This is a genomic window from Photobacterium profundum, from assembly GCF_003026285.1.
In the GTDB taxonomy this organism is placed as follows: Bacteria; Pseudomonadota; Gammaproteobacteria; order Enterobacterales; family Vibrionaceae; genus Photobacterium; species Photobacterium profundum.
Genome location: NZ_PYOD01000002.1, coordinates 689,881 through 709,837, shown reverse-complemented (window position 1 = coordinate 709,837; position 19,957 = coordinate 689,881). Strand labels below are relative to the sequence as shown.

Below are 19,957 nucleotides of genomic sequence, written 5' to 3'. Positions count from 1 at the left end.
GGAAGGCCGCTTTCTGAAATACAATAAAGTCTTATAGACGCTCTGCAATCATGACTTCAAGTTTACCTTGGTCAACCGCAAAGTTACGGATACCGTCAGCCAGCTTTTCAACAGCCATTGGGTCTTGGTTATGTTCCCATAGGAATTCAGCGTGCGTCATTGCTGCTGGGCGCTCTTTAGTGCCATTCGTGTCAATCAGCTTCTCAACCACTTCACCCGTTGCGTCTTCAAGTTCTTGAAGTAAGTTAGGGCTGATAGTGAGACGATCACAACCCGCAAGCTCAAGAATTTCGCCGATGTTACGGAAGCTAGCACCCATAACAACTGTCTTGTAGCCATACGATTTGTAGTAGTCGTAGATACCCGTTACCGAAACCACGCCTGGATCTTCAGATGCTTCAAAGTCACGACCTTCTTTCGCTTTATACCAATCCATGATACGACCAACGAAAGGAGAAATTAAGAACACACCCGCTTCAGCACAAGCACGTGCCTGAGCGAATGAGAATAGAAGTGTTAGGTTACAGTTAATGCCTTCTTTTTCTAGGATTTCAGCGGCGCGAATGCCTTCCCAAGTAGACGCTAACTTAATAAGGATACGGTCGTTAGTGATGCCAGCATCGTTATACATTTTAATAAGCTGACGTGCTTTGATTACGCTGCCTTCTGTATCGTAAGAAAGACGCGCATCAACTTCTGTTGAAATACGACCAGGTACAACTTTTAGGATTTCTTTACCGATGTTAACGGCAAGCATGTCGCAGGTGTCTGCAACTTGCTGAGTTTTGTCATTGCTTTGTGCTTTAGCGTAAGCAATAGAAGCGTCGATAAGAGGAGCATATTCAGCAATCTGAGCTGCTTTAAGAATCAACGATGGATTTGTCGTTGCATCTTCAGGCTGATATTTACTGATTGCTTCGATGTCGCCAGTGTCAGCAACAACAGTGGTTAGTGCGCGCAATTGTTCCAGTTTAGTGCTCATATATCTCGACCTTCAACTTATTTGGGCTTGTCTCAATGCTAGCTTAAAGTGAAGCTAGCAAAAGTATATTCACGAGTTCTTAACGTAATTCCTGCAAACCAAAAACATACCTGGTGAACAAATGGGTTGGTTAAGAGCAATTGATGTATCGATAATTGTCTTTTTACTGGAATTTGTCAATTATCAACTGTATCAAAGCGTGTTTAGATCTCATTTTTTATCAGGTAAGTTCTGTTTATTACCTAATGAACCGCATTGATGAGCGATTTTAATCTTTGTTCAGTGTAGTCAATTAATGAGCAAATGATCCATACTGCGATCAAATGTTCGGTGTTGGTGAGCAATTACTGTTGATTATGCGATGCAGTCGGTGTACTGGTAGAGTAAGTCATTAAGCGTATGGACCAAATAGTAAGTCGATCCATACGCTATTATGATTGTTTTTTATTGCAGTTTTATATTGCTGTAACTGTTATTTGTTGGTGAATTTCGTCGATTGCGTAATGCAGTTCATTTGTGAGTAATGCGATTTCATTATCTGTCGGCAATGCTTTTATTTTGACTTTCTTTTCGACGTTTTGAGCTGCCTGGCTAACCTTAAATGCACCTATGCTGCCCGATGCTCCCTTTAAAGAATGGCTAATTAAAACTGCCGCATCAAAGTCAGAGCGTTTCAGTGCTTGTTCGAATTTACTGACATCATTGGCGTGCTCTTCTGCAAATATCATCAGAAATTGAACAACAATGTTATGGTCGTCGTCCATCATGTCTAATAAGGTATTCAACTCGATGGACCTAAACTGCGTTGGGTCGAGTGTTATATTACCGCTTGCGCCGTAGTATTCGGTTGTAAGGAACTCAGCCTCTTTAATGTTGTTATTCAGTAATAGCGAGCTAGATGCTTTAGCTGTCATTGTTGGTGTAATGTATTCTGGCTCAGCTCTTAGTGAGGCCATTGCTGTAATTTTGCTTTTGAATCGTTGTAATGCATCCTGCAATTTACGTTCATCAAGTGGTTTAGTGATAACGCAATCTGCCCCTGCATTGAGCATGTTTTTTTGGGTTTCTTCAAATACATCGGCAGTACATGCAAAGATGGGTATTTGGCAAATAGCTGAATTAAGTGCACGAATACGTTTAGTGGCTTCTATGCCATCCATTACTGGCATATGATTATCCATTAAGATCATATCAAAATATCCATGTTCGAGTATTTTTAGTGCTTCCACGCCATTTTCTACAGCGTGTGTATTAAAGCCATATTGTTTAAGGAATGATTCGATGATGAGTACATTCAAATTATTATCTTCAACAATAAGCACTTTTAAATCAATAAAAGCACTACGGTCAAATTCAATTTCTTGTTGTTTTTCTTGCTCATAGTGACCTTGTTCTACCAATAAGGTAATAGTGAACGTTGATCCTTTACCATATGTACTTTCTAATTGGATATCACCATTCATTAGGTTTACCAGCTGGCTAACAATGCTTAAACCTAACCCTGTGCCACCAAACCGACGACTGGTTGATATTTCTGCTTGCGAAAATGGGTCAAAAATTTGCTGCATACGATCTTCAGCAATACCAATTCCTGTATCTTGAGTGGTAATAATGAGTCTTCTTTCTCTAGGGTCGTCACATTGATCTTGGTTTAACGACACGCTTACTTCACCTTTATCAGTAAACTTGATGGCATTGTTAATCACATTAAACAGTATTTGGCGAATACGAGATTTATCGGCAAAAAACCAACTGTTATAGTCAAAGTTACACTGAATGGAGAAACCGAGACCTTTCTCTTTTGCCAGTGAATAGTAAGTACTTTCAATTGTGCCGACTAAATCTGTAATACAGAAATTGGCTTTATTAAGTTTGAACTGTCCTTGTTCAATTTTAGAGAAATCCAAAATGTCGTTGAGTATCGACATCATGTGCTTACCTGAATCGAGCAACGTCAGAAGGTGATGTCTTTGTTCTTGTGTTAGGTCTGTTTTTAATAGTAACTGTGATAGCCCTAACATCCCATTCATTGGGGTGCGAATTTCATGCGAGAGGTTGGCTAAGAAGGTCGACTTTGCGCGATCAGCGGCTTCTGCTTTTTCTAATGCTTGATTCAACCGTTGTGTATCATACGCAATTTTTGTAGCGCCTTGATTCAGTGCTTCTTGCAGCACTTGAAATTCATGTGGACCTTTAAGAGTATGCTGGCTGGTGTAGTTACCAAGCTTAAATTGTGCCGCAAAACGCGCGAGTTTTGCTAGCGGTACGGTGATTCGCTTTGTCAGCACTATCGACAAAACCATGACAATACAAGCGGTAAACAATAGCGCCAGCATGAAATACCGATGAAGGTAATCGATAGCTTGGGTTGCTACATGTTGCGGTGTAATAGTGACTAATGACCACTGTGTTTTATTGTCATTACTGAGTGTATTCAGTGGTGATACTGTCGTAAATAACTCTTCATTATAACGATTTGTGTAATGAGAAACGCCATATTGCATATTGTTCTCACTAAATGCACCTGCACTATAATTTTGTTTAAAGTCGTTGAAGACTTGTAATGACCGTCCTTGATTCTGACCTGACAGAATCGTATTACCTTCGTTGTTGATGATGAAAACATACTCAGCACTGGCGATGTTATCGGAAAAATAACTTAGACGTTCATTAATTTCAGTTAAAAGGTATTCAACGACGAGGTAACGGTCTTTGCTCGTGGCTGTATCTGAATCATTGTTTACTTTGGTAACGAGTAGAAAGCAAGGTACAGAAATTAGATCTTGTGGCACCGAAATGAAGACATCATCGCCTGTCGCTGCCATATGTTTAATGGCGGACTCAATGTTTATTAGGCCGAATTTTCGTAGTTCACTGTCAAGATTAACGGCTTTTAAAGAGCGGGAAGAACTGCTAATAAAAAAATCATCACCTTTTTGCTCAACAAGATGAATAGCATTAAAGGCCTGATCAACCTCAGTGACCTTGGTCAGGTAGTGACTGATAAACTTTTGGCTGTCAGATGCGATAGGTACATTTTGTTCAAATATTGGTGAACTTGATAATACCTTTAAGCTTAATAATCGATTAGCGATAATATCATCGATGTTTTTCGCCGCAATGTTGGTCCGGCTACTGATCCCTTTTGCTATTTGTCCCAATGCCACGGTTGACAGTTTCTCACTGCTTATCCAGCTGTATAAGAAAGCTGGAAGAATACCAACAGCTAACATGCTGGCTAATAAAATAGGCTTAATTTTGTTTGGAATTAACCGCATAACATCTCTTTTATGAAATCCATTTCAATATCGAACGAAGGCACGTAGTGAGTACAAGCTAACCATAACGACGCGATTCTCTGTAGCAATAACGACGGAATAGCGATATTAACAATATTTATACATTTAGTATCGACTTGCTTACTAACAATTTTATCTATATCTCAATAATATGTGATGATACCAATGCTTATCTGTTGATTATTGTATGCGAAGAGGGAAAGGAAAGCGGATTGCAAGGCAGACTTTAGGTATATGCCCGCCTTGCTGACAGAGGTTGTAAGGTTACGTGTTGTTAAAAGAATTAATTAAGCAACTGTTCCAGTGTTAATGGGGCAGGCGTGAGTCCAACTTGTTGAGCTGGCGTTAGACCCGATCGATCTTGACGGCAAAGGTTATGCCATGCTCGATAAATATCCAGTAAAGGTAGTAAACCTGCAGGACGAAGCTTACGACGTGGTTCATTCACTAACTGCGAAAACTGATCATGGAATCGTGTTTGGTATTCGCTAATATTGCGGTGTGATGCCAGCTCTAGCCATTTAGCCTCGTTACCTTTGTCACCGCCTAAATGACTTATCCCTTTGTTTATTTCACCATGACGAGTAAATGCCCAGCGATCACGCCACCATCCCATCAATACGATATCAACACGTCCAGCCACTTGACCGCGTTGCCAGCCTTTATCTTCTACGACGTAAAGTGGATTAATGGTTTTATTTTTAATTCGGTCAATAAAAACAGAGACACATGCAGAGCGCAATAAGGTTTCTTGAGGCATAAATATTGCCAAAGATTCATTATATTCAAGCATTTGTGATAAGTGCAGATAATGCGCATAGACCGTATATTGTGGGCGGATTAAGCACCCTTTTGAAGGGTAATTAAACCGTGCAATATTACTGAGTGGATCTTCCATATTGGTGCGGTCTAATACTTCACGATACATCGCATCAACGCGCGCTAAAATACCTTGAGGGTGTGCTGATGGTACTTCTACCAATTTAGGCGCAGGAGCTGCCATAAAGCGGGTATCATTTTTATATGGGTCGTGACTTTCGCTCGGGTTTTGGACATCACTTTGGTGATAATTTACATGCTGCCCGACGATATAGCCTGATGTGGCTTCACCAGTTGCAATCCATAACACACCATTATCACTAGTGGGCTGTAATGGTTTCATATCTGTCGCTAAGCTGAGTGTTTGTGCATGTTTAAACAAGCGAGCATCAAACATCGAGAGCTGACGACGGCAACGGCTGGCAATGTGTGAAAGCTGATCGTAGAACGATTTAGGGTTCATGCTCAAACGGCGGCAAATATCACGGACAGAATAGCCAGTGAAAAGCATTGCGAGTAACTTCTGTTGCACAAGGTGTTTGCCATTAAAGCCAGACCAGCGATCAACGAAGGTTGTTTGACAACATTTGCAGCGATAACGCTGTCGATCACCACTGTAACCAAAAGCATGGTAAAGGTGACGATGTGTCAGCACGGGTAAACCAAGGTTATTACAATCAGGGTTACAGCAGGCCGGTAAGCCACTACTTTGTGCGACTTTTAGGCGAGTAACTTCAGCGACTACGTCATGGTTGTTTAATACCGGAGGAAAAGCACCACATTCACGACATATTAAGGTAGGACGGCTTGGGTTCGTGCGTTGCATAACATAGTGGTGTTCATTTTTGGAACCAAAATTTTTGCAACTGACTGTTTTGCAATGATTTAGCTGCAAAGACTCATGCGCTAGAGGCAGCAAAGTATTGTCAGTGTTTGAGTGAAGTGTTTTCATCATGACAGCCTAACCCTATCCTTGTGCTGGAGCAATAAGATTGGGGGAGAAGGGCACTGGACAAAAGGCAGTAAACCTTCTGTCCAGTACGGCATTAGCGTTGTGCAAGTTAGTTGTTATTTTGTATTAATCGCTGAGAAAGAATCGACATGATTATTTTCTCAATTCAAATTGTGTAAGACGCCACATTTTACAAAAAATTGAGCTGCGATAATGCTCAATAACAGCCTCCTTGTGACACTAACTTTTCCCTTTTTCGTATTTCTGTTTTACGTTAATAGCGATGACAGTTTGACTTAAATCACACTGCCATTGATATTAACTCTGCGTGGGCAGAAGAGCGGCCAGAGAATCGGGGAAAACCCTAACCGCAATGTTTTGTTTTGGTGCCTGAAGCTACTTTTCTTAGATGTTTACTGCTGTTTCTAGCGCAACATTCATCATTTCACCAAACGATTTTTGGCGATCTTCAGAGCTTAGTTTCTCACCACGTTTAATGTGATCAGATACGGTTAGAATAGTCAGTGCTTTTGCACCTAATTCTGCAGCAACACCGTAGATACCAGCCGCTTCCATATCTATACCCAGCATACCTAGCTTTTCCATCTTATCGAAAAGGCCTTCTTCTGGGCTGTAGAATAAATCTGCAGAGAAAATGTTACCCACACGTACATTAACGTTCTGTAGGCGTGCTTGCTGTACAGATGTTTCTAGTAAGTGGAAATCAGCAATTGCTGCGAAATCATGGTCATTGAAACGGATACGATTCACTTTAGAATCAGTTGATGCACCCATACCAATGATAACGTCCATTAATTTAACGTCGTCGTGTACGGCGCCACAGCTACCAACACGAATGATGTTTTTCACACCAAAATCTTTGATAAGTTCATGAACGTAAATAGAACATGAAGGGATACCCATACCGTGACCCATTACTGAAACGCGCTTACCTTTGTAAGTGCCAGTAAAACCTAGCATGCTACGTACGTCACACACTTGTTTTACATCTTCCAAGAAATTCTCAGCGATGAATTTTGCGCGAAGCGGATCACCTGGCATTAAGACTGTTTCTGCAAAATCACCAAGTTCAGCATTAATATGTGGAGTAGCCATAATTAGGTCCTAGAAATTTGATTAGAATAGTTGAATCTGTAAGTTAATACTTACGAGAAAAAGCGTTCAATAACTGTTTGGTAGGCAACACCACCAAGGTAAACACCTACGATTCCCATAATGCCAGACAGTACGGGGGGGGCCGGTAACGGCAGTTTAACCGCAGTAAAGAATGCGCCAACAATGAAGCCAGCAAAAATAGCAAGCATAATCTCGCTCATGTGTTTACCCTCTGTGTGTGTTACATATCTACATAAAATATCAACGGTAAATAGGCTGCTCTATTGGTCCGATTTTTATCGGAAGGCGCCTTTAATCAATGCCAATTTCAAATTGGTAAAGCTTACCGTTTGTTGTGTGGCTAGTTTATGGAACTGCTCTTTCTTGTCTCGAGATCATGATCACATTTTTATTTCTTCCCTAACAAAAATAGCACCTTGATAACTAAATCTGTTGAAAATGAGAGGGGAATCGTTTGCTAAAGCTCTATTTATTGGTGCTGAATAAATTCTTAATGATATTTATATTAGTTGTTAGTTATTGAATTAATATGATTTTTATTTTCATGTGATGCACTATGAACAAGATGAATACAAAATATTAATAATGTGATCTTGTAATGGTTTTCATCGAATGTTTTCAGTTAATTCTCATCTAACTGGTGTATGAAAAGATAAGTGAGGAATAAAAATTGTTATTCTGATTGCTCTGGCGCAAGTTGATCTACGGGTGTTTGGGGATAAATTGTTTTACCTGCCTTGATTGTTTCGACAACCTGAATGGTATCTATCTCGCCAGCAGCGACAGTGAGTGGATTTTTATCGAGTATGACAAGGTCTGCGATTTTACCAGCTTCTAATGATCCTTTTTCTGATTCTTCAAAAAATTGGTAAGCCGCATTGATGGTGATTGCTTTTAAAGCTTGAACCGGAGATATTCGTTCATCGGTACCAATTATAGTGCCACCTCGAGATAGTCGGTTGACCGCCGTCCATACCATGAATAAAGGGTTTAAAGGGGTCACCGAGAAATTGGTATGGTTAGTGAATCGTAATTCTTGTTCTAAAGCTGATTGCATAGGATTGGACGTAAAAGCCCGTTCTTTACCTAAATTGTTTACCTGTGCATCACCCCAGAAAAAAGCATTGTTGCTAAAAAAACTAGGGATAAGCCCAAGCTTTTTAAACTGATCAAAGTGAGAAGAGCGCATGAATTGTGAATTGACCACAACATGACGGTGGTTTTGTTCGTGATTGATTTTGAGTTCATAGTTAACTTGAATGACTGTGTCGATTGCAGCGTCACCATTCGCTGATGTGTAAACGGGTAAGCCCTGTTCAACACTATATTGATAATATTGTTTGAATTTACTGTAAGGCATAATTGGCTCACTACGCCAAGCTGAGTTGGTGTTATCTAGATTATCTGGGTCAGCATTTCCTGTTAAATACGGTTGAGTAAACCAAGCTCCTTTGCTTTGTGGTGAGCCATCCATGATAAGTTTCATTCCCCCGAGTTTTAAACGATCGGAATATTGCGCGGGTTCCACGCTATTTTTATCTAGAATGTTTTTTATATCAGTGAATAACGGTAATGAAATAACATCGAGAAAGAGTTGTTTATTCAGTGCAGCTTTTTGTAGTAATTCAAACTCATTTTCTAATGTTGAGCTATCAACAATCGTTGTATAGCCATATTTTGCGTATTCCATTTGGGCTCGAAATAAAGAGCCCAATGCTTGTTCATCAAGTTTAGACTTTATTCGATAAATAGGGAGAAACGCAGCCTCCATCACTAACCCTGAGGGTTCGTTTGTGCCTTTGATCCGGCTAATAATACCGCCATAAGGAGTGGGTGTTTGTTTATTAATGTTGAAAGCTTCAAGCGCGAGTGAGTTCAGCACTGCACCATGGTTTGATACATGCATGATCATGACTGGATTATCGGGAAAGACAGGATCAAGTTCATTGATCGTTATGTCGTATAACTCTTCTAATGCGGTGGGATCATAACCATAAGCGATGATCCATTCCCCTTTTTTGATCGCGTGTTGTTCTTTGTGTTTAAGCAATGCTGCGAGCAAATCTATAAAGTTTTCGATTATGCCAACAGGGGGAGCTGAAATATTCGCCCAATTATTAATTTTAAGGACGGTTGTGAAGTGGCTGTGAGCATCAATAAAGCCAGGTAGCAGGGTTTTCCCCTTTAAATCGATGACGGTAGTGTTAGCATTACGGTAAAAATTGATTGTCTCTACATTACCTACAGCAATGATTCTTCCATCTGTAATTGCAAGTGCTTCTGCTGTTTCAGGGATTGCCATGGTTAAAATATTACCATTTAAATAGATAGTATCGGCTGAGGAAATATTGTCGGCATGCTGGTGTCTATCATCACAACTTACAGTAATCAGAATTATGGCGAGAATAGAAAAAACAATAAATAATCTGTTTAGCCTCAGACGTACATTTAATGGATTATACATCTACATCACCTTCGCAATATTTTATTAGATCTTAGACGATAAATTCTTACTGCTGATATTGGTAAAATAATCAAAGGTTGAGCACGAAACACAGGATGTAAGTTGGCGTAGTTAATCAATATGGGCTAAAAGTTATAGTTAGGAAAAACCCCCTTTTATTTCATATTGATAGCTAAACGAAGGAACGTTGTAATGAAGAAATTATTGCTTGCTGCTACGCTCGCATTGACTTGCCTACCTGCTAGTGCCGATATACTAGGGATTTCTGTTGGTGCAAGTGCGGGTGCATCACGTGTTGACTATAAAGGTAACAGTGATACTGGGTATGAATATGGTATTGATGGTACTTACCATATTAATGATATTTTTAGTGTGAATGTCGGTATCGTTCAGGGTAGTGCTGATGTGGATGATGATTTTTCATCATCTAAAAATGATATTGATTATACCGCTGTACCAATCACGGTTCGTGGTGATTTGCCGTTATTGATTGGTAGCCTTTACGCTAAAGCTGGTACTAGTTATTACGATGTTGATATTTCAAATGCGAGTTTTAAAGATGATGGCTGGGGATTTACTGGCGGAGCAGGTTTTGTTTTAACATTAATCCCATTAATCGATTTAACCCTTGGTTATGAGTATCGAGATATGGGTGAAGTTGAAAATAACGCCGTTGTTCTAGGTGTTGGCTTTAGACTTTAAATCAGCATAAAAGAAAGCCCATCAGCTTATTGTTACAAGTTTATGGGCTTTTAAATTTGCTGTTGAACATCAATTACGGATCAATGATCAAGGTAAAGGTAATTCTGCCAACTCTTCATCCGAATAAGGACTTTACGCATAATAGAGACATGCTCAAAGCTATCGGAATAAACCGCAATTTCAACACTCGTACCACGTGGTAGATTATATTGTGAAATATCATCGGTAATACGCAATGTTACCAATGGACGTCCTTGACGACGTAGAGCGTCAGTACCGACTAACGTACCTTGTGCTTGAATTTGGCTTTCCCCGATTGCAGGAAGAACACCGATTACTTCACCTTGGAATGTTTTACCTGGTAATGCTTTGAAAATGAAATCAGCTTTAAATCCCTTTTCTAAGCGTAGCAGTGAGTTTTGACGAAAAGCGCCGACATAAAACTCTTCTTCTTGGTGAAGAAAAGTCATTACAGGGCGTAATGGTACAGGTACAGCCATCATACCGGGACGTAAGGTAAGCTGTGTAACGTAACCATCTGTTGGCGCTGTTACAACGGTTTCCTGAAGGTTGAATTGTGCTTTGGTTAATAGTGCACGAATTTGGGCAACCTTGGTATTATCTCCCATTATTTCTGATTCAAAAGCCAGTTTTGCACGTCGCTCTTCAGCTTTTGCTGCTTCCAATGATGCTTCTGCACTTAAGTAGAATTGGCGACGGTTATCAACATCTGATTGAGTAAATGCGCCTTTTTTATAGCCTTTTTCATAACGTTTGAATTGCTGTAACGTACGATCGCGTTCGGCTTTGGCTTTAAATGTTGTTGCTTGAGCGGCTTTATATGAAGCCTCTAGCCCTAATACCAATTGTTTTGCTTCGGCTAGCGAGGCTTGTTGTAAATTCACTTCTGCTTGAAAAGGCGTTGGGTCTAATTTGAATAATACCTCCCCTTTTTTCAGTAGCACATTAGCTGTTACAGGTACTTCAATAACTTCACCTCGAACACCTGGAACAATAGGCGTTGTAACATAATATTGACCGCCAAGTGCCGTATGAGGGTGGTTATAGTTCATTAATAGAATCAGTGTGCCAACTAATGCAATGCCACCTAACACCGCTGTCGGTACAGTCCACTTGTTTAATGGGATTTTAAATATTTTAAATACAGCAATACATAATGCGGTATAGGTAAGAATAAGTAGTAAATCCATTAGATATCCTCCCCTTGTTGTGCTGCTTGAGCTGGTGGTTTTTTCGCTTGTGCTACTTCAAGCTGAGCCACTTTTTCTGTCAATTTTTCGACTTGTTCGGTTAATTGCCCTATTTCATGGTGAAGTTCACTTTGCTCGTTTTGAATTTTAGTAAAACCCCAGCCACGATCTTCTCGCCATAATGTGGACCAAATCCATAAGAAAGGCCATATAGCGTGTAATGTGAACAAGCTTACCCATCCTGCATAGTGGATAGCATCTTGGTGAGGGTGATTACGTTTTTTAGAAATTTCATAAGGGATATCGTGTATTGCGATGACGCCATAAAAAATGACGATAGCAACAAAGAAAAGTAACCCTAATGCGAAATAGTCGAGAAACATCCGTGCTCCTTAAAGTCTCTATTTGCAATGTAACGCCGGTAAGCCATAAATTGTAACGTTGTTGAGTCTTGATTGTTAACGTAATTTGTTAATAAGTTAACATTAACATCACAGTTGCATAGATTGTAGTTCTAAATGATCTTTTATTCTAAAAAAAACAGATAAGTTATTGTCTTATAAGATTTCATATCAACATGACTCTTATTGTTATAAGCGAAATGAAAGATTATTCGGTAGGTTTTTTAACTCTTTTCTTCTTACAGAAGAATCACGCATTAAATTCAGTATTTTGTGCTTCAGAATTAGGAAACCATGCCGCTATAAGTGGTGAGTTACTTTTTTGTTTGAGGATGTATGCCAGATTTTATTATGTGGTTAGGATTACTTGTAGTGCCACTGATTTGGGGAGTGGTCAGGTATTCCTTTGTGGTGAAGAAGAAAGAAGAGCAAGCTAAGCAACAAGCATTGAAAGATGAAAGATACCGATTAGTTTTAGAAAAAGCGAAGATCGCAGAGCGAGAAGAAAAAATGTTTAAAGCCCAGACGGGCCATATACTCAGTCAGCTTTCGCTCGGTAAAGAATATGAATTGACCAATATTCGTGAAGCGCTTAATTGGTATAACAAAGCCGCTGTTTTAGATAATGATATTGGCCAAAATGCAATGGCACGATTGAGCCGTGCTGATATTGATGATCCGGATGGTGAAGCTAAATCTTTGTACTGGGAGGCGGTGGTAAAAGCAAAACGCAAAGATGAAGAGGCTTTGTTTTCGTTGGGAAAATTTCTCATTCAAGGAAGTGGTGTTGAGTCTGATATTGGATCGGGTATTGAAAAGATCATTGCATCTGCCGAGATGGAATATGTTCCCGCGCAGCTATTTTTAGGGGATTGGTACGTTGCTGAGTCTAATTCGCTAAAAGAACCTCACAGTGCATTTATTTGGCGTCTACGAGCAGCAAAAAACAATGATGTTAAAGGATTTATTAAAACGGCTTACTGTTACCAAAGTGGCATTGGGATCGAAAAGAATCGGATCTATGCTATTTATTGGTTAGAGCGAGCAGCTGAGCAAGGCAATAGTGAAGCGCAATATCTCGCAGCTCAAATGCATTTAGGGTCAAACGCGAATGATGCTGCGGTAGCCTATATATGGTTTTCGATTGCTTATGCATCGGGTTATAAAGACGCTAAAAAAAGTCGTGATGAAGTGGTACAACATATTGGTATTGAATCGATTTTGAATGTCCAGAACGTTGCTAAGTCAATGTATAAAGCGTTACGCGTACAACCTGTTGCATCACATTCTTTAATTGACCTTCTGGATCAGGTTTACGGGCGAGCTGGCTATCAACCAACAGATGAAGAATTGAACCGAATAATATCGGACTGTACTCTGCCAGGTAATGTGTTATCGGAAGCTGAACCAACGAAAGAGATTGTTACTGATATTCCGATTATTCCCATGTTTGCAGCTGAATCAGTAAAATCTAATGCAAATGTAACAACAAGTGCAGTGCTAACAAAGAGTGCTGAGATAACAAAAAATGGGCAAGCAGCGGAAAAAAATGAGACAGCTACCAGCCAATACCAGCAGCAAAGCTGGGCATCATCTTGGGATTCATTAGAGAATGAAACTCAAGATAAGGTTACCTCTAGGTAGCGAGATGCAATTCTAAAGCGTGTGTTGTTTGAATAACGTTCACATGATCAAAAGGCTCATTCTTTGAGCCTTTTGGTTTTGTTCTTCAGCTTTTCCCCTGATGGACGTTACGCTTAAATATATTCTAATAACTGCGGCATCGCGTTGAGCTGTGTAACATTGGGATGTTCAATTTGTTCTGATTCTGGGGTTGCGAGAAAATGGAATGTGCGAATATCGGCGTTAATGCCTGCCATTACGCCGGTTATTGTATCGTCAACGAAAATACATTGATGCAATGGGATTCCCATATTCATTGCCGCAAGATGAAGTAAATCAGGTTCAGGCTTCCAACTATTGGCTTCGAAGGCACTAAATAGCTTCCCATCAAAATATGGCAGTAAGCCTGTTAAACTCAGTATATGTTCAATTTTATGAATAGGAGCATTCGACGCAATGCACATTTCATAATTATTATTCGTCAGCGTTGCTAATAACTCAGGTACACCTTGTATGGGTTGTAAGCCTTTCTCAAATAGCTGATTACATTCTTGACGATAAATAGGTTCAAGTACATCAAGAGAAATGGTTAAGCCAGCTCGCTTGCAGGTTTCAGTTAGAATATCAGCCATCTTTCCACCTTGGAAATGACGCATACAATCGTCAAGGTCGAGTGTTACACCAAACTTGGAAAAAATATTGACTAATGCTTGATTACATAGCTTTTCACTGTCAACTAGTGTGCCATCGCAATCAAAAATAACACATTGAATAGGTCTTTCCTCTTCCATGCTAACTGCTCCTAATTTCCTCTCTGCATACACAGTTAATACAGCAAAATCATTTCCACAAGGTGCATATTGATGTTTTGTTATCTTTAAACGGTAAATTATCGTTTTAATCGAAAAGTTTGCGATATTGAGCCATTCAAACATTCGTTTAGTTCTGTGATTAAAGGTAACTTGGGTATAGAGGTGTTGTTCGCTTGAAATAATGGTTTCAATATAAAGAAATATCGACGATATACGTCAAAGTGAGATATTGTCGTTGTGAGTAACAGGCTATACTTTTTAATAAAAGCAGATAACGGCTGTGCTGAACACTTATTGCGTTATGAATATAGAGTTGTTCTTATTAGAAATGCCAATAAAAAAGTGCATAGATAAGGTTCTAGTCAAAATACAATAATGATTCAGCGCACAATAGGGTGTTTCTATGTCTTCAAAATCATCTTCTACCATTTTTTCAACATGGATTGGTGGCTACGAAATAAATAAGCATGTTACTAATCCCAATATCGAAGTGGGTGACTTCACGTATTATTCTGGTTACTACCACGATAAGCACTTTGAAGATCAATGTGTGCGTTACTTACTTGGGGATAGCTCTAGCCACAGTGTGTGGGAGTCAGGGGTGTTTGGTGACGTCGATAAGCTGATCATTGGTAAATATTGCTCAATTGCATCTGGTGCGACATTTATGTTGGCGGGTAATCAAGGGCATCGGCACGAATGGATATCCTCTTTCCCATTCGATTACGAGGTCTTTGGCGATAAAGTAAAGTCTGGTTTCGAATTAGCGGGTAATACCGTCATTGGCAATGATGTCTGGGTAGGCAGTGAATGTGTCATCATGCCAGGTGTCACTATTGGGGATGGTGCCGTTATTGGTGCGCGGGCAGTAGTGACAAAAGACGTTGAACCTTACACCGTTGTTGTTGGTAATCCCGGTAACGCAGTGAAATCCCGTTTTACTGAGCCACAAATTGAAATGCTGCTTGAAATGAAGTGGTGGAATTGGCCTATTGAAGTGTTACAAGCCAATATGGATTTAATGTGTAGCTCTGATATTGATGGTTTATATCAACGATTTCTTCAGTTTCAGGATATGTTAAAAAAGGCTGATGAATAGATGTGGAAATAATATACCCAACCTACCTCACTTCTCGCTGAAACGAGTATCTTGAGGTAACTTGTGTATAGGGCATGGTACGGTTGATTGGAACAATACCATGGCCCTATTTTGAATTGCCTACTGTTTATTTCACGTATTGCAATCAGCGTATATTAACTGTGCTTCACTTGTTCACTGTCGAGCGTTTTTACTTTGTGATGCGCTAGCTCTTTCTTGGGTAATGTTGTTTGTGTATTTTTCTGTACATTCACATGTATCCCATCGTGTGTTATTAATTGATCTGGCGGTAAATTTGATGGATCAGTATCTAAATTAATGGTCGGCTTCACCAGAACATAATCCATGATATTACGCGCAAGTGGTGCCGCATATTTACCCCAACCAGCATTTTCTAGCACAATAGCTACCAATACCTTCGGATGGTTCAATGGTGCGAAACCTGTAAACAAAGCATGGTCACGAAGGTGTTCAGCCACCTCTTTCGAGTTGTATTTTTGGCCTTTTGCCAACCCAAATACCTGACTGGTACCGGTTTTACCACCCGCCTCATATGCCAAGTTTTTAAATAACTTACGCGCTGTTCCTGAAACTAACACGCGGTGCATACCATCTATTGCTAAATCCCAATTTTGCTTTTTAGCTTCACTGATACGCGGAAAATCTTTGAACAGCACGGGCTCAAACTGCCCATTTTCCATTACCGCTTTCAACAAGTGTGGGCGATGTACCACACCTTCATCAGCCAGCACAGCAGTCGCTTTCGCAATCTGCATCGGTGACGCTGTCCAATAGCCTTGACCAATACCAACTGGAATTGTATCACCTTGGTACCACGCTTGATGGTAATGAGCATGCTTCCACTCACGGGTTGGCATATTGGCGGTACTTTCTTCGTTGATGTCAATGCCAGACGGTTTACCATAACCGAACTTGTTCATCCATACTGATAAACGATCGATCCCCATGTCATACGCCACTTGGTAGAAGAAGGTATCTACAGATTGTTCGATCGCTTGTACGACATTCACTTCACCGTGCCCCCAACGTACATCATCGCGGAACTTACGGCTTTTCGAATGAGGAATACGCCACCAACCAGGGAAGTTGCGCGTGGTGTTTGGAGAAATTACCCCTTCACTCAATGCAGCTACGGCAATCTGTGGCTTCACTGTCGATCCCGGTGGATACACGCCCAAAGTTGATCGGTTTAATAACGGGTGATCAGGGTCATTCAGCAATGCATTGTAGCGCTTCGATGATATGCCATGCACAAACAAATTCGGATCGTAACTTGGGCTAGATACCATTGCCAATACTGAATTATCACGAGGGTCTAACACTACGATCGAGCCTCTGCGGTGATAATCTTCCATCTTGTGCGTGATCGGATTTTCTTTTTTGATGGTCAGCAGCTTGTTCGCGTACAACTGCAAGCCTACATCTATATTTAATTTGATATCTTGACCCGAAATAGGCGCGACATAATCGAGTGTTCGTACCACGCGGCCGCGGCTATCAATTTCGACTTTCTCGTAACCCGATTCACCGTGTAACGTGTCTTCGTAATAGCGTTCAATTCCTAACTTACCGATGGTGCGTGTTGCTTTGTAATTGGTGTACTTCTCTTCTTCTTTTAGACGGCGAATATCACGGTCATTAATTTTACCGACGTACCCCAATACATGTGTTAGGTTCGCACTGTACGGGTAATAGCGTTCAAGATAAGCATCTATATCGACTCCGTCATATTGAAATTGATTTACCGAAAACTTGGCAACTTGTACTTCATTCATCTGTTCAATTAGAGTAACCGGGCGGGTACGCAACGTTCGGTGCGTGGCTTTTTTGAATTGAGCAATGTCGTGCTCGTTCAAGCCTAATAAGCTTTTTAACGACGCTAAAGTCGCGTCCATGTCGTGTACTTTCTCTGGTATTAATTCGAGAGAATAGACTGGCGTATTCTGCGCCAATAACACCCCATTACGATCGTAGATACGCCCACGATTTGGCTCGACAGGAATGACTTTTATGCGGTTATTATTGGATCGTGCTTGATATTGGCTGTGGTTTTCAATTTGCAAATGGTAGAGGTTGGTAAGTAACACACCTACACCGACAAGCATAAATAAGAAAGCGGTAATGGCGCGGCGAGTAAACAGCGACATTTCGGATTGGTGATCTCTGATTTTTACTTTTTCTTTGTGCATAACAACGCTTTATGATTGAGAGGCGATCACAACTTTGCCTTTTATACATGAGACGTTTATTAGCAGGATCTGACGGAGTGAATATGGCTTTTATATATTCGTTTAAGCTTATATTTTGTTGCATCTGGTTTGGCTTGAACTATAAGGATTCCACCAGTTACAACCAGACATTGTAGACAGTTTACCCAATGTCAGTCACTCTAACCCATGCGTTAAAACTGCAAACTAAGATACTGAAATTATAGCGCTTGGTATTATTGTGTGCGTTGGGCTTCAGGTTCTTCTTCACGCTTATTACGACGGCTTAATGGCGTTGTTCCCAGCATTTTTGAAGGGCTAATTCCAATGGCGTGTGTGTTATTTCACTGTTATTGATTCGCGGGAAGGTATTATGAGGACACATCCCCCCTTGTTGCCATAATGCCCGTGCTTTTAAAAGCCCCCTAAATAAGGGAGAAAATAAGGCGATAAATTCCATTATTGTCCAATGCAAAGGAGTAACCATTACTGGCTTTCCACTGCTTAACGCTAGGCAGCGTGCGATATCATTAATGCTCGCGGTATGCCCTGAATAATAGAGCGTATCGAAAGTATTAAATTCATGCTGTTGATGAGTAACAATCTGGACCAAATTTTTAGCGAGGTCGGGCAAATAGGTCCAATGATGTTTCATGGCTTTTTCGCTAGGTGATTGCAAAAGAAGTTGGTGCTCAGTTTCCTTTATGAGCATGGCTAAGTGACACTTTCTATGGGTAAAACTGAGTGTATGTCCGCAGCCTATTACTAATACTCTTACACCAGTTTGGCTAGCATGGTATAGCCTTTTATGCAGTTTATGTGGCAGTGCAATTTTAATCGATTTCTTTTGATGTCTAAAAGCAAATGAGAGGAGTTGGGTTTGTTTAATGTGATATTTACTTGTTGTGATGATTAATTGGAGGTTAAAAAATTCAGCTAACTGAATGATTTTTTCTAACGGAAAGATAAGGTTGTCGTGTTGATTAGTATCGCTCTCTGGTTGATGAATAAAAATAGCATCAACATCTTCGACGAGATCATAAAGAAAGTCTATATCAGTATGAGCGAGTTCGACCAACGTTAAATTACCAAGAACTGGCGCATTAATTTCGTTTTCCTTGATTACTCCCATAACCTCCCAATGTTGTTCTATTAATGCTTGGCAAAGATGTTTCCCCATTTCCTCACAGACACCAAAGACTAATGCATTTTTCATTCAATATCCTCATCTATGCGAGTTACCTCATCTATTTAATTAAGCAGTCTGTCGTGGATTAGCGATATAGTAAACCTACAGTAAAGTATGGTGGATATACGAATATGAATAGCATGGAATGGGACAGTATTCGGATATTTCTAGCAGTGGCTGAACATGGAAGTATGTCGGCTGCTGCGCATGTTGTGGGGATGTCTCAACCGACGGTAAGTCGTCAAATTCTGGCGCTTGAAGAGCGAACTGGATTACATTTATTTGAACGTTCAACAAGTGGTTTAAAGCTGACACCAGTCGGTCGTCAATTGTTAGAGTCAGCGAAAGATACAGCACTAGGTGCAGAGCGTTTTTCTCGTCAGGTTAACGGCAGTTCAATTGAAGAATCAGGCAATGTACGTTTAGCTGTGAGTGAGTTATTTGGTTTTCATTTTCTACCTGATGCTTTAGCTGCATTTCACCGAATGCATCCTTTAATTAATGTCGAGTTGATTGTGTCGAATGGCAAAGTGAATTTAAATAAACGCGATGCAGATATTTCGATATGCCAGCAAAAACCGGAACAGCCCGATCTTGTTGTTACATATTTAATGAGTAGAACCCTAGGTTTTTTTGCTCATGAAGCTTATATCGGTGATGTAGGTTATCCTAAAACACCAGATGATATTTATCATGCGCCGTATAGCGTTATAGGATTTGACTACAGCAATATGTATATTAGCGAGGCTGAAAAATCGGGGCGTAATTTATCCAAAAAGCAATTTACCTTTCGAACTGATAGTTACCAAATGCAACTAAATTTAGTTCAAGCAAAAGCAGGTGTTGCTGTAACGATTACGGAACTAGCCAAGAAAACACCTAGCTTGATTGAAATATTCAAAGATATCCCATTACCTAATATTGCATGGTGGCTAGTTTGTCATCGAGATGTGCAGGTGAACCCTCGAATTCATCATTTAATGGTTTTTTTAAGATCGTGGTTTCAAAAACAAGATGAGAAATAATAGAGAAATATACC

At 40.2% G+C, this 19,957-nt stretch carries 15 protein-coding genes; 4 read left to right on the top strand and 11 right to left on the bottom strand.

All coding sequences use genetic code 11. The features are described 5' to 3' along the window. Positions 1-31: 31 nt before the first annotated feature. From tal to C9J48_RS07970, 6 genes are all read right to left on the bottom strand, one after another. Entirely contained in the window at positions 32-982 is a 951-nt protein-coding gene (gene tal / locus C9J48_RS07995) for a transaldolase (protein WP_006228737.1), read from the bottom strand. A gap of 455 nt (positions 983-1,437) precedes the next feature. Then, positions 1,438-4,260, bottom strand: coding sequence for an ATP-binding protein (locus tag C9J48_RS07990; protein ID WP_006228738.1), 2,823 nt, complete (start codon positions 4,258-4,260; stop codon positions 1,438-1,440). Between the two features lie 304 nt (positions 4,261-4,564). Beyond that, positions 4,565-6,055, bottom strand: a complete 1,491-nt coding sequence (locus C9J48_RS07985; RefSeq protein WP_006228739.1) for a hypothetical protein — start codon at positions 6,053-6,055, stop codon at positions 4,565-4,567. Positions 6,056-6,457: 402 nt separating this feature from the next. After that, entirely contained in the window at positions 6,458-7,168 is a 711-nt protein-coding gene (gene deoD, locus C9J48_RS07980; protein ID WP_006228740.1) for a purine-nucleoside phosphorylase, read from the bottom strand. Positions 7,169-7,218: 50 nt separating this feature from the next. Further along, positions 7,219-7,389, bottom strand: coding sequence for a XapX domain-containing protein (locus C9J48_RS07975; protein WP_006228741.1), 171 nt, complete (start codon positions 7,387-7,389; stop codon positions 7,219-7,221). 473 nt (positions 7,390-7,862) lie between these two features. Then, entirely contained in the window at positions 7,863-9,653 is a 1,791-nt protein-coding gene (locus C9J48_RS07970) for an amidohydrolase (protein ID WP_006228742.1), read from the bottom strand. A gap of 192 nt (positions 9,654-9,845) precedes the next feature. On the opposite strand from C9J48_RS07970, the gene C9J48_RS07965 reads away from it, so the two are divergent. Beyond that, positions 9,846-10,355 carry a porin family protein gene (locus C9J48_RS07965; protein WP_006228743.1) on the top strand — a complete coding sequence of 170 codons (510 nt, stop codon included), beginning with the start codon at positions 9,846-9,848 and terminating at the stop codon, positions 10,353-10,355. An 80-nt stretch (positions 10,356-10,435) separates the two neighbouring features. Here the strand turns inward: C9J48_RS07965 and C9J48_RS07960 are convergent, their stop codons facing one another. Then, positions 10,436-11,566 carry an HlyD family secretion protein gene (locus C9J48_RS07960; protein WP_006228744.1) on the bottom strand — a complete coding sequence of 377 codons (1,131 nt, stop codon included), beginning with the start codon at positions 11,564-11,566 and terminating at the stop codon, positions 10,436-10,438. Beyond that, positions 11,566-11,949: a DUF3302 domain-containing protein gene (locus tag C9J48_RS07955; RefSeq protein WP_006228745.1), complete on the bottom strand. Its 384-nt coding sequence runs from the start codon at positions 11,947-11,949 to the stop codon at positions 11,566-11,568. The genes C9J48_RS07960 and C9J48_RS07955 overlap by 1 nt, the downstream gene beginning before the upstream one ends. Before the next feature lie 354 nt (positions 11,950-12,303). Here C9J48_RS07955 and C9J48_RS07950 point away from each other — a divergent pair, with 354 nt between their 5' ends. Beyond that, complete coding sequence (locus tag C9J48_RS07950; protein ID WP_006228746.1) at positions 12,304-13,611, top strand: tetratricopeptide repeat protein; 1,308 nt, start codon at positions 12,304-12,306, stop codon at positions 13,609-13,611. A gap of 113 nt (positions 13,612-13,724) precedes the next feature. Here the strand turns inward: C9J48_RS07950 and yieH are convergent, their stop codons facing one another. Beyond that, positions 13,725-14,381 carry a 6-phosphogluconate phosphatase gene (gene yieH / locus C9J48_RS07945; RefSeq protein ID WP_036802833.1) on the bottom strand — a complete coding sequence of 219 codons (657 nt, stop codon included), beginning with the start codon at positions 14,379-14,381 and terminating at the stop codon, positions 13,725-13,727. A gap of 424 nt (positions 14,382-14,805) precedes the next feature. On the opposite strand from yieH, the gene C9J48_RS07940 reads away from it, so the two are divergent. Further along, positions 14,806-15,501: a CatB-related O-acetyltransferase gene (locus tag C9J48_RS07940; protein ID WP_006228748.1), complete on the top strand. Its 696-nt coding sequence runs from the start codon at positions 14,806-14,808 to the stop codon at positions 15,499-15,501. A gap of 155 nt (positions 15,502-15,656) precedes the next feature. Here the strand turns inward: C9J48_RS07940 and mrdA are convergent, their stop codons facing one another. Further along, complete coding sequence (mrdA, locus tag C9J48_RS07935) at positions 15,657-17,711, bottom strand: penicillin-binding protein 2 (RefSeq protein ID WP_006228749.1); 2,055 nt, start codon at positions 17,709-17,711, stop codon at positions 15,657-15,659. Between the two features lie 304 nt (positions 17,712-18,015). Next, positions 18,016-18,945 (bottom strand): Rossmann-fold NAD(P)-binding domain-containing protein, encoded by a 930-nt coding sequence (locus C9J48_RS07930; protein ID WP_006228750.1) that lies wholly within the window; start codon positions 18,943-18,945, stop codon positions 18,016-18,018. Positions 18,946-19,049: 104 nt separating this feature from the next. Here C9J48_RS07930 and C9J48_RS07925 point away from each other — a divergent pair, with 104 nt between their 5' ends. Next, on the top strand, positions 19,050-19,943 hold the full coding sequence (locus C9J48_RS07925) for a LysR family transcriptional regulator (RefSeq protein WP_036802477.1): 894 nt from the start codon (positions 19,050-19,052) through the stop codon (positions 19,941-19,943). Positions 19,944-19,957: the final 14 nt, after the last annotated feature.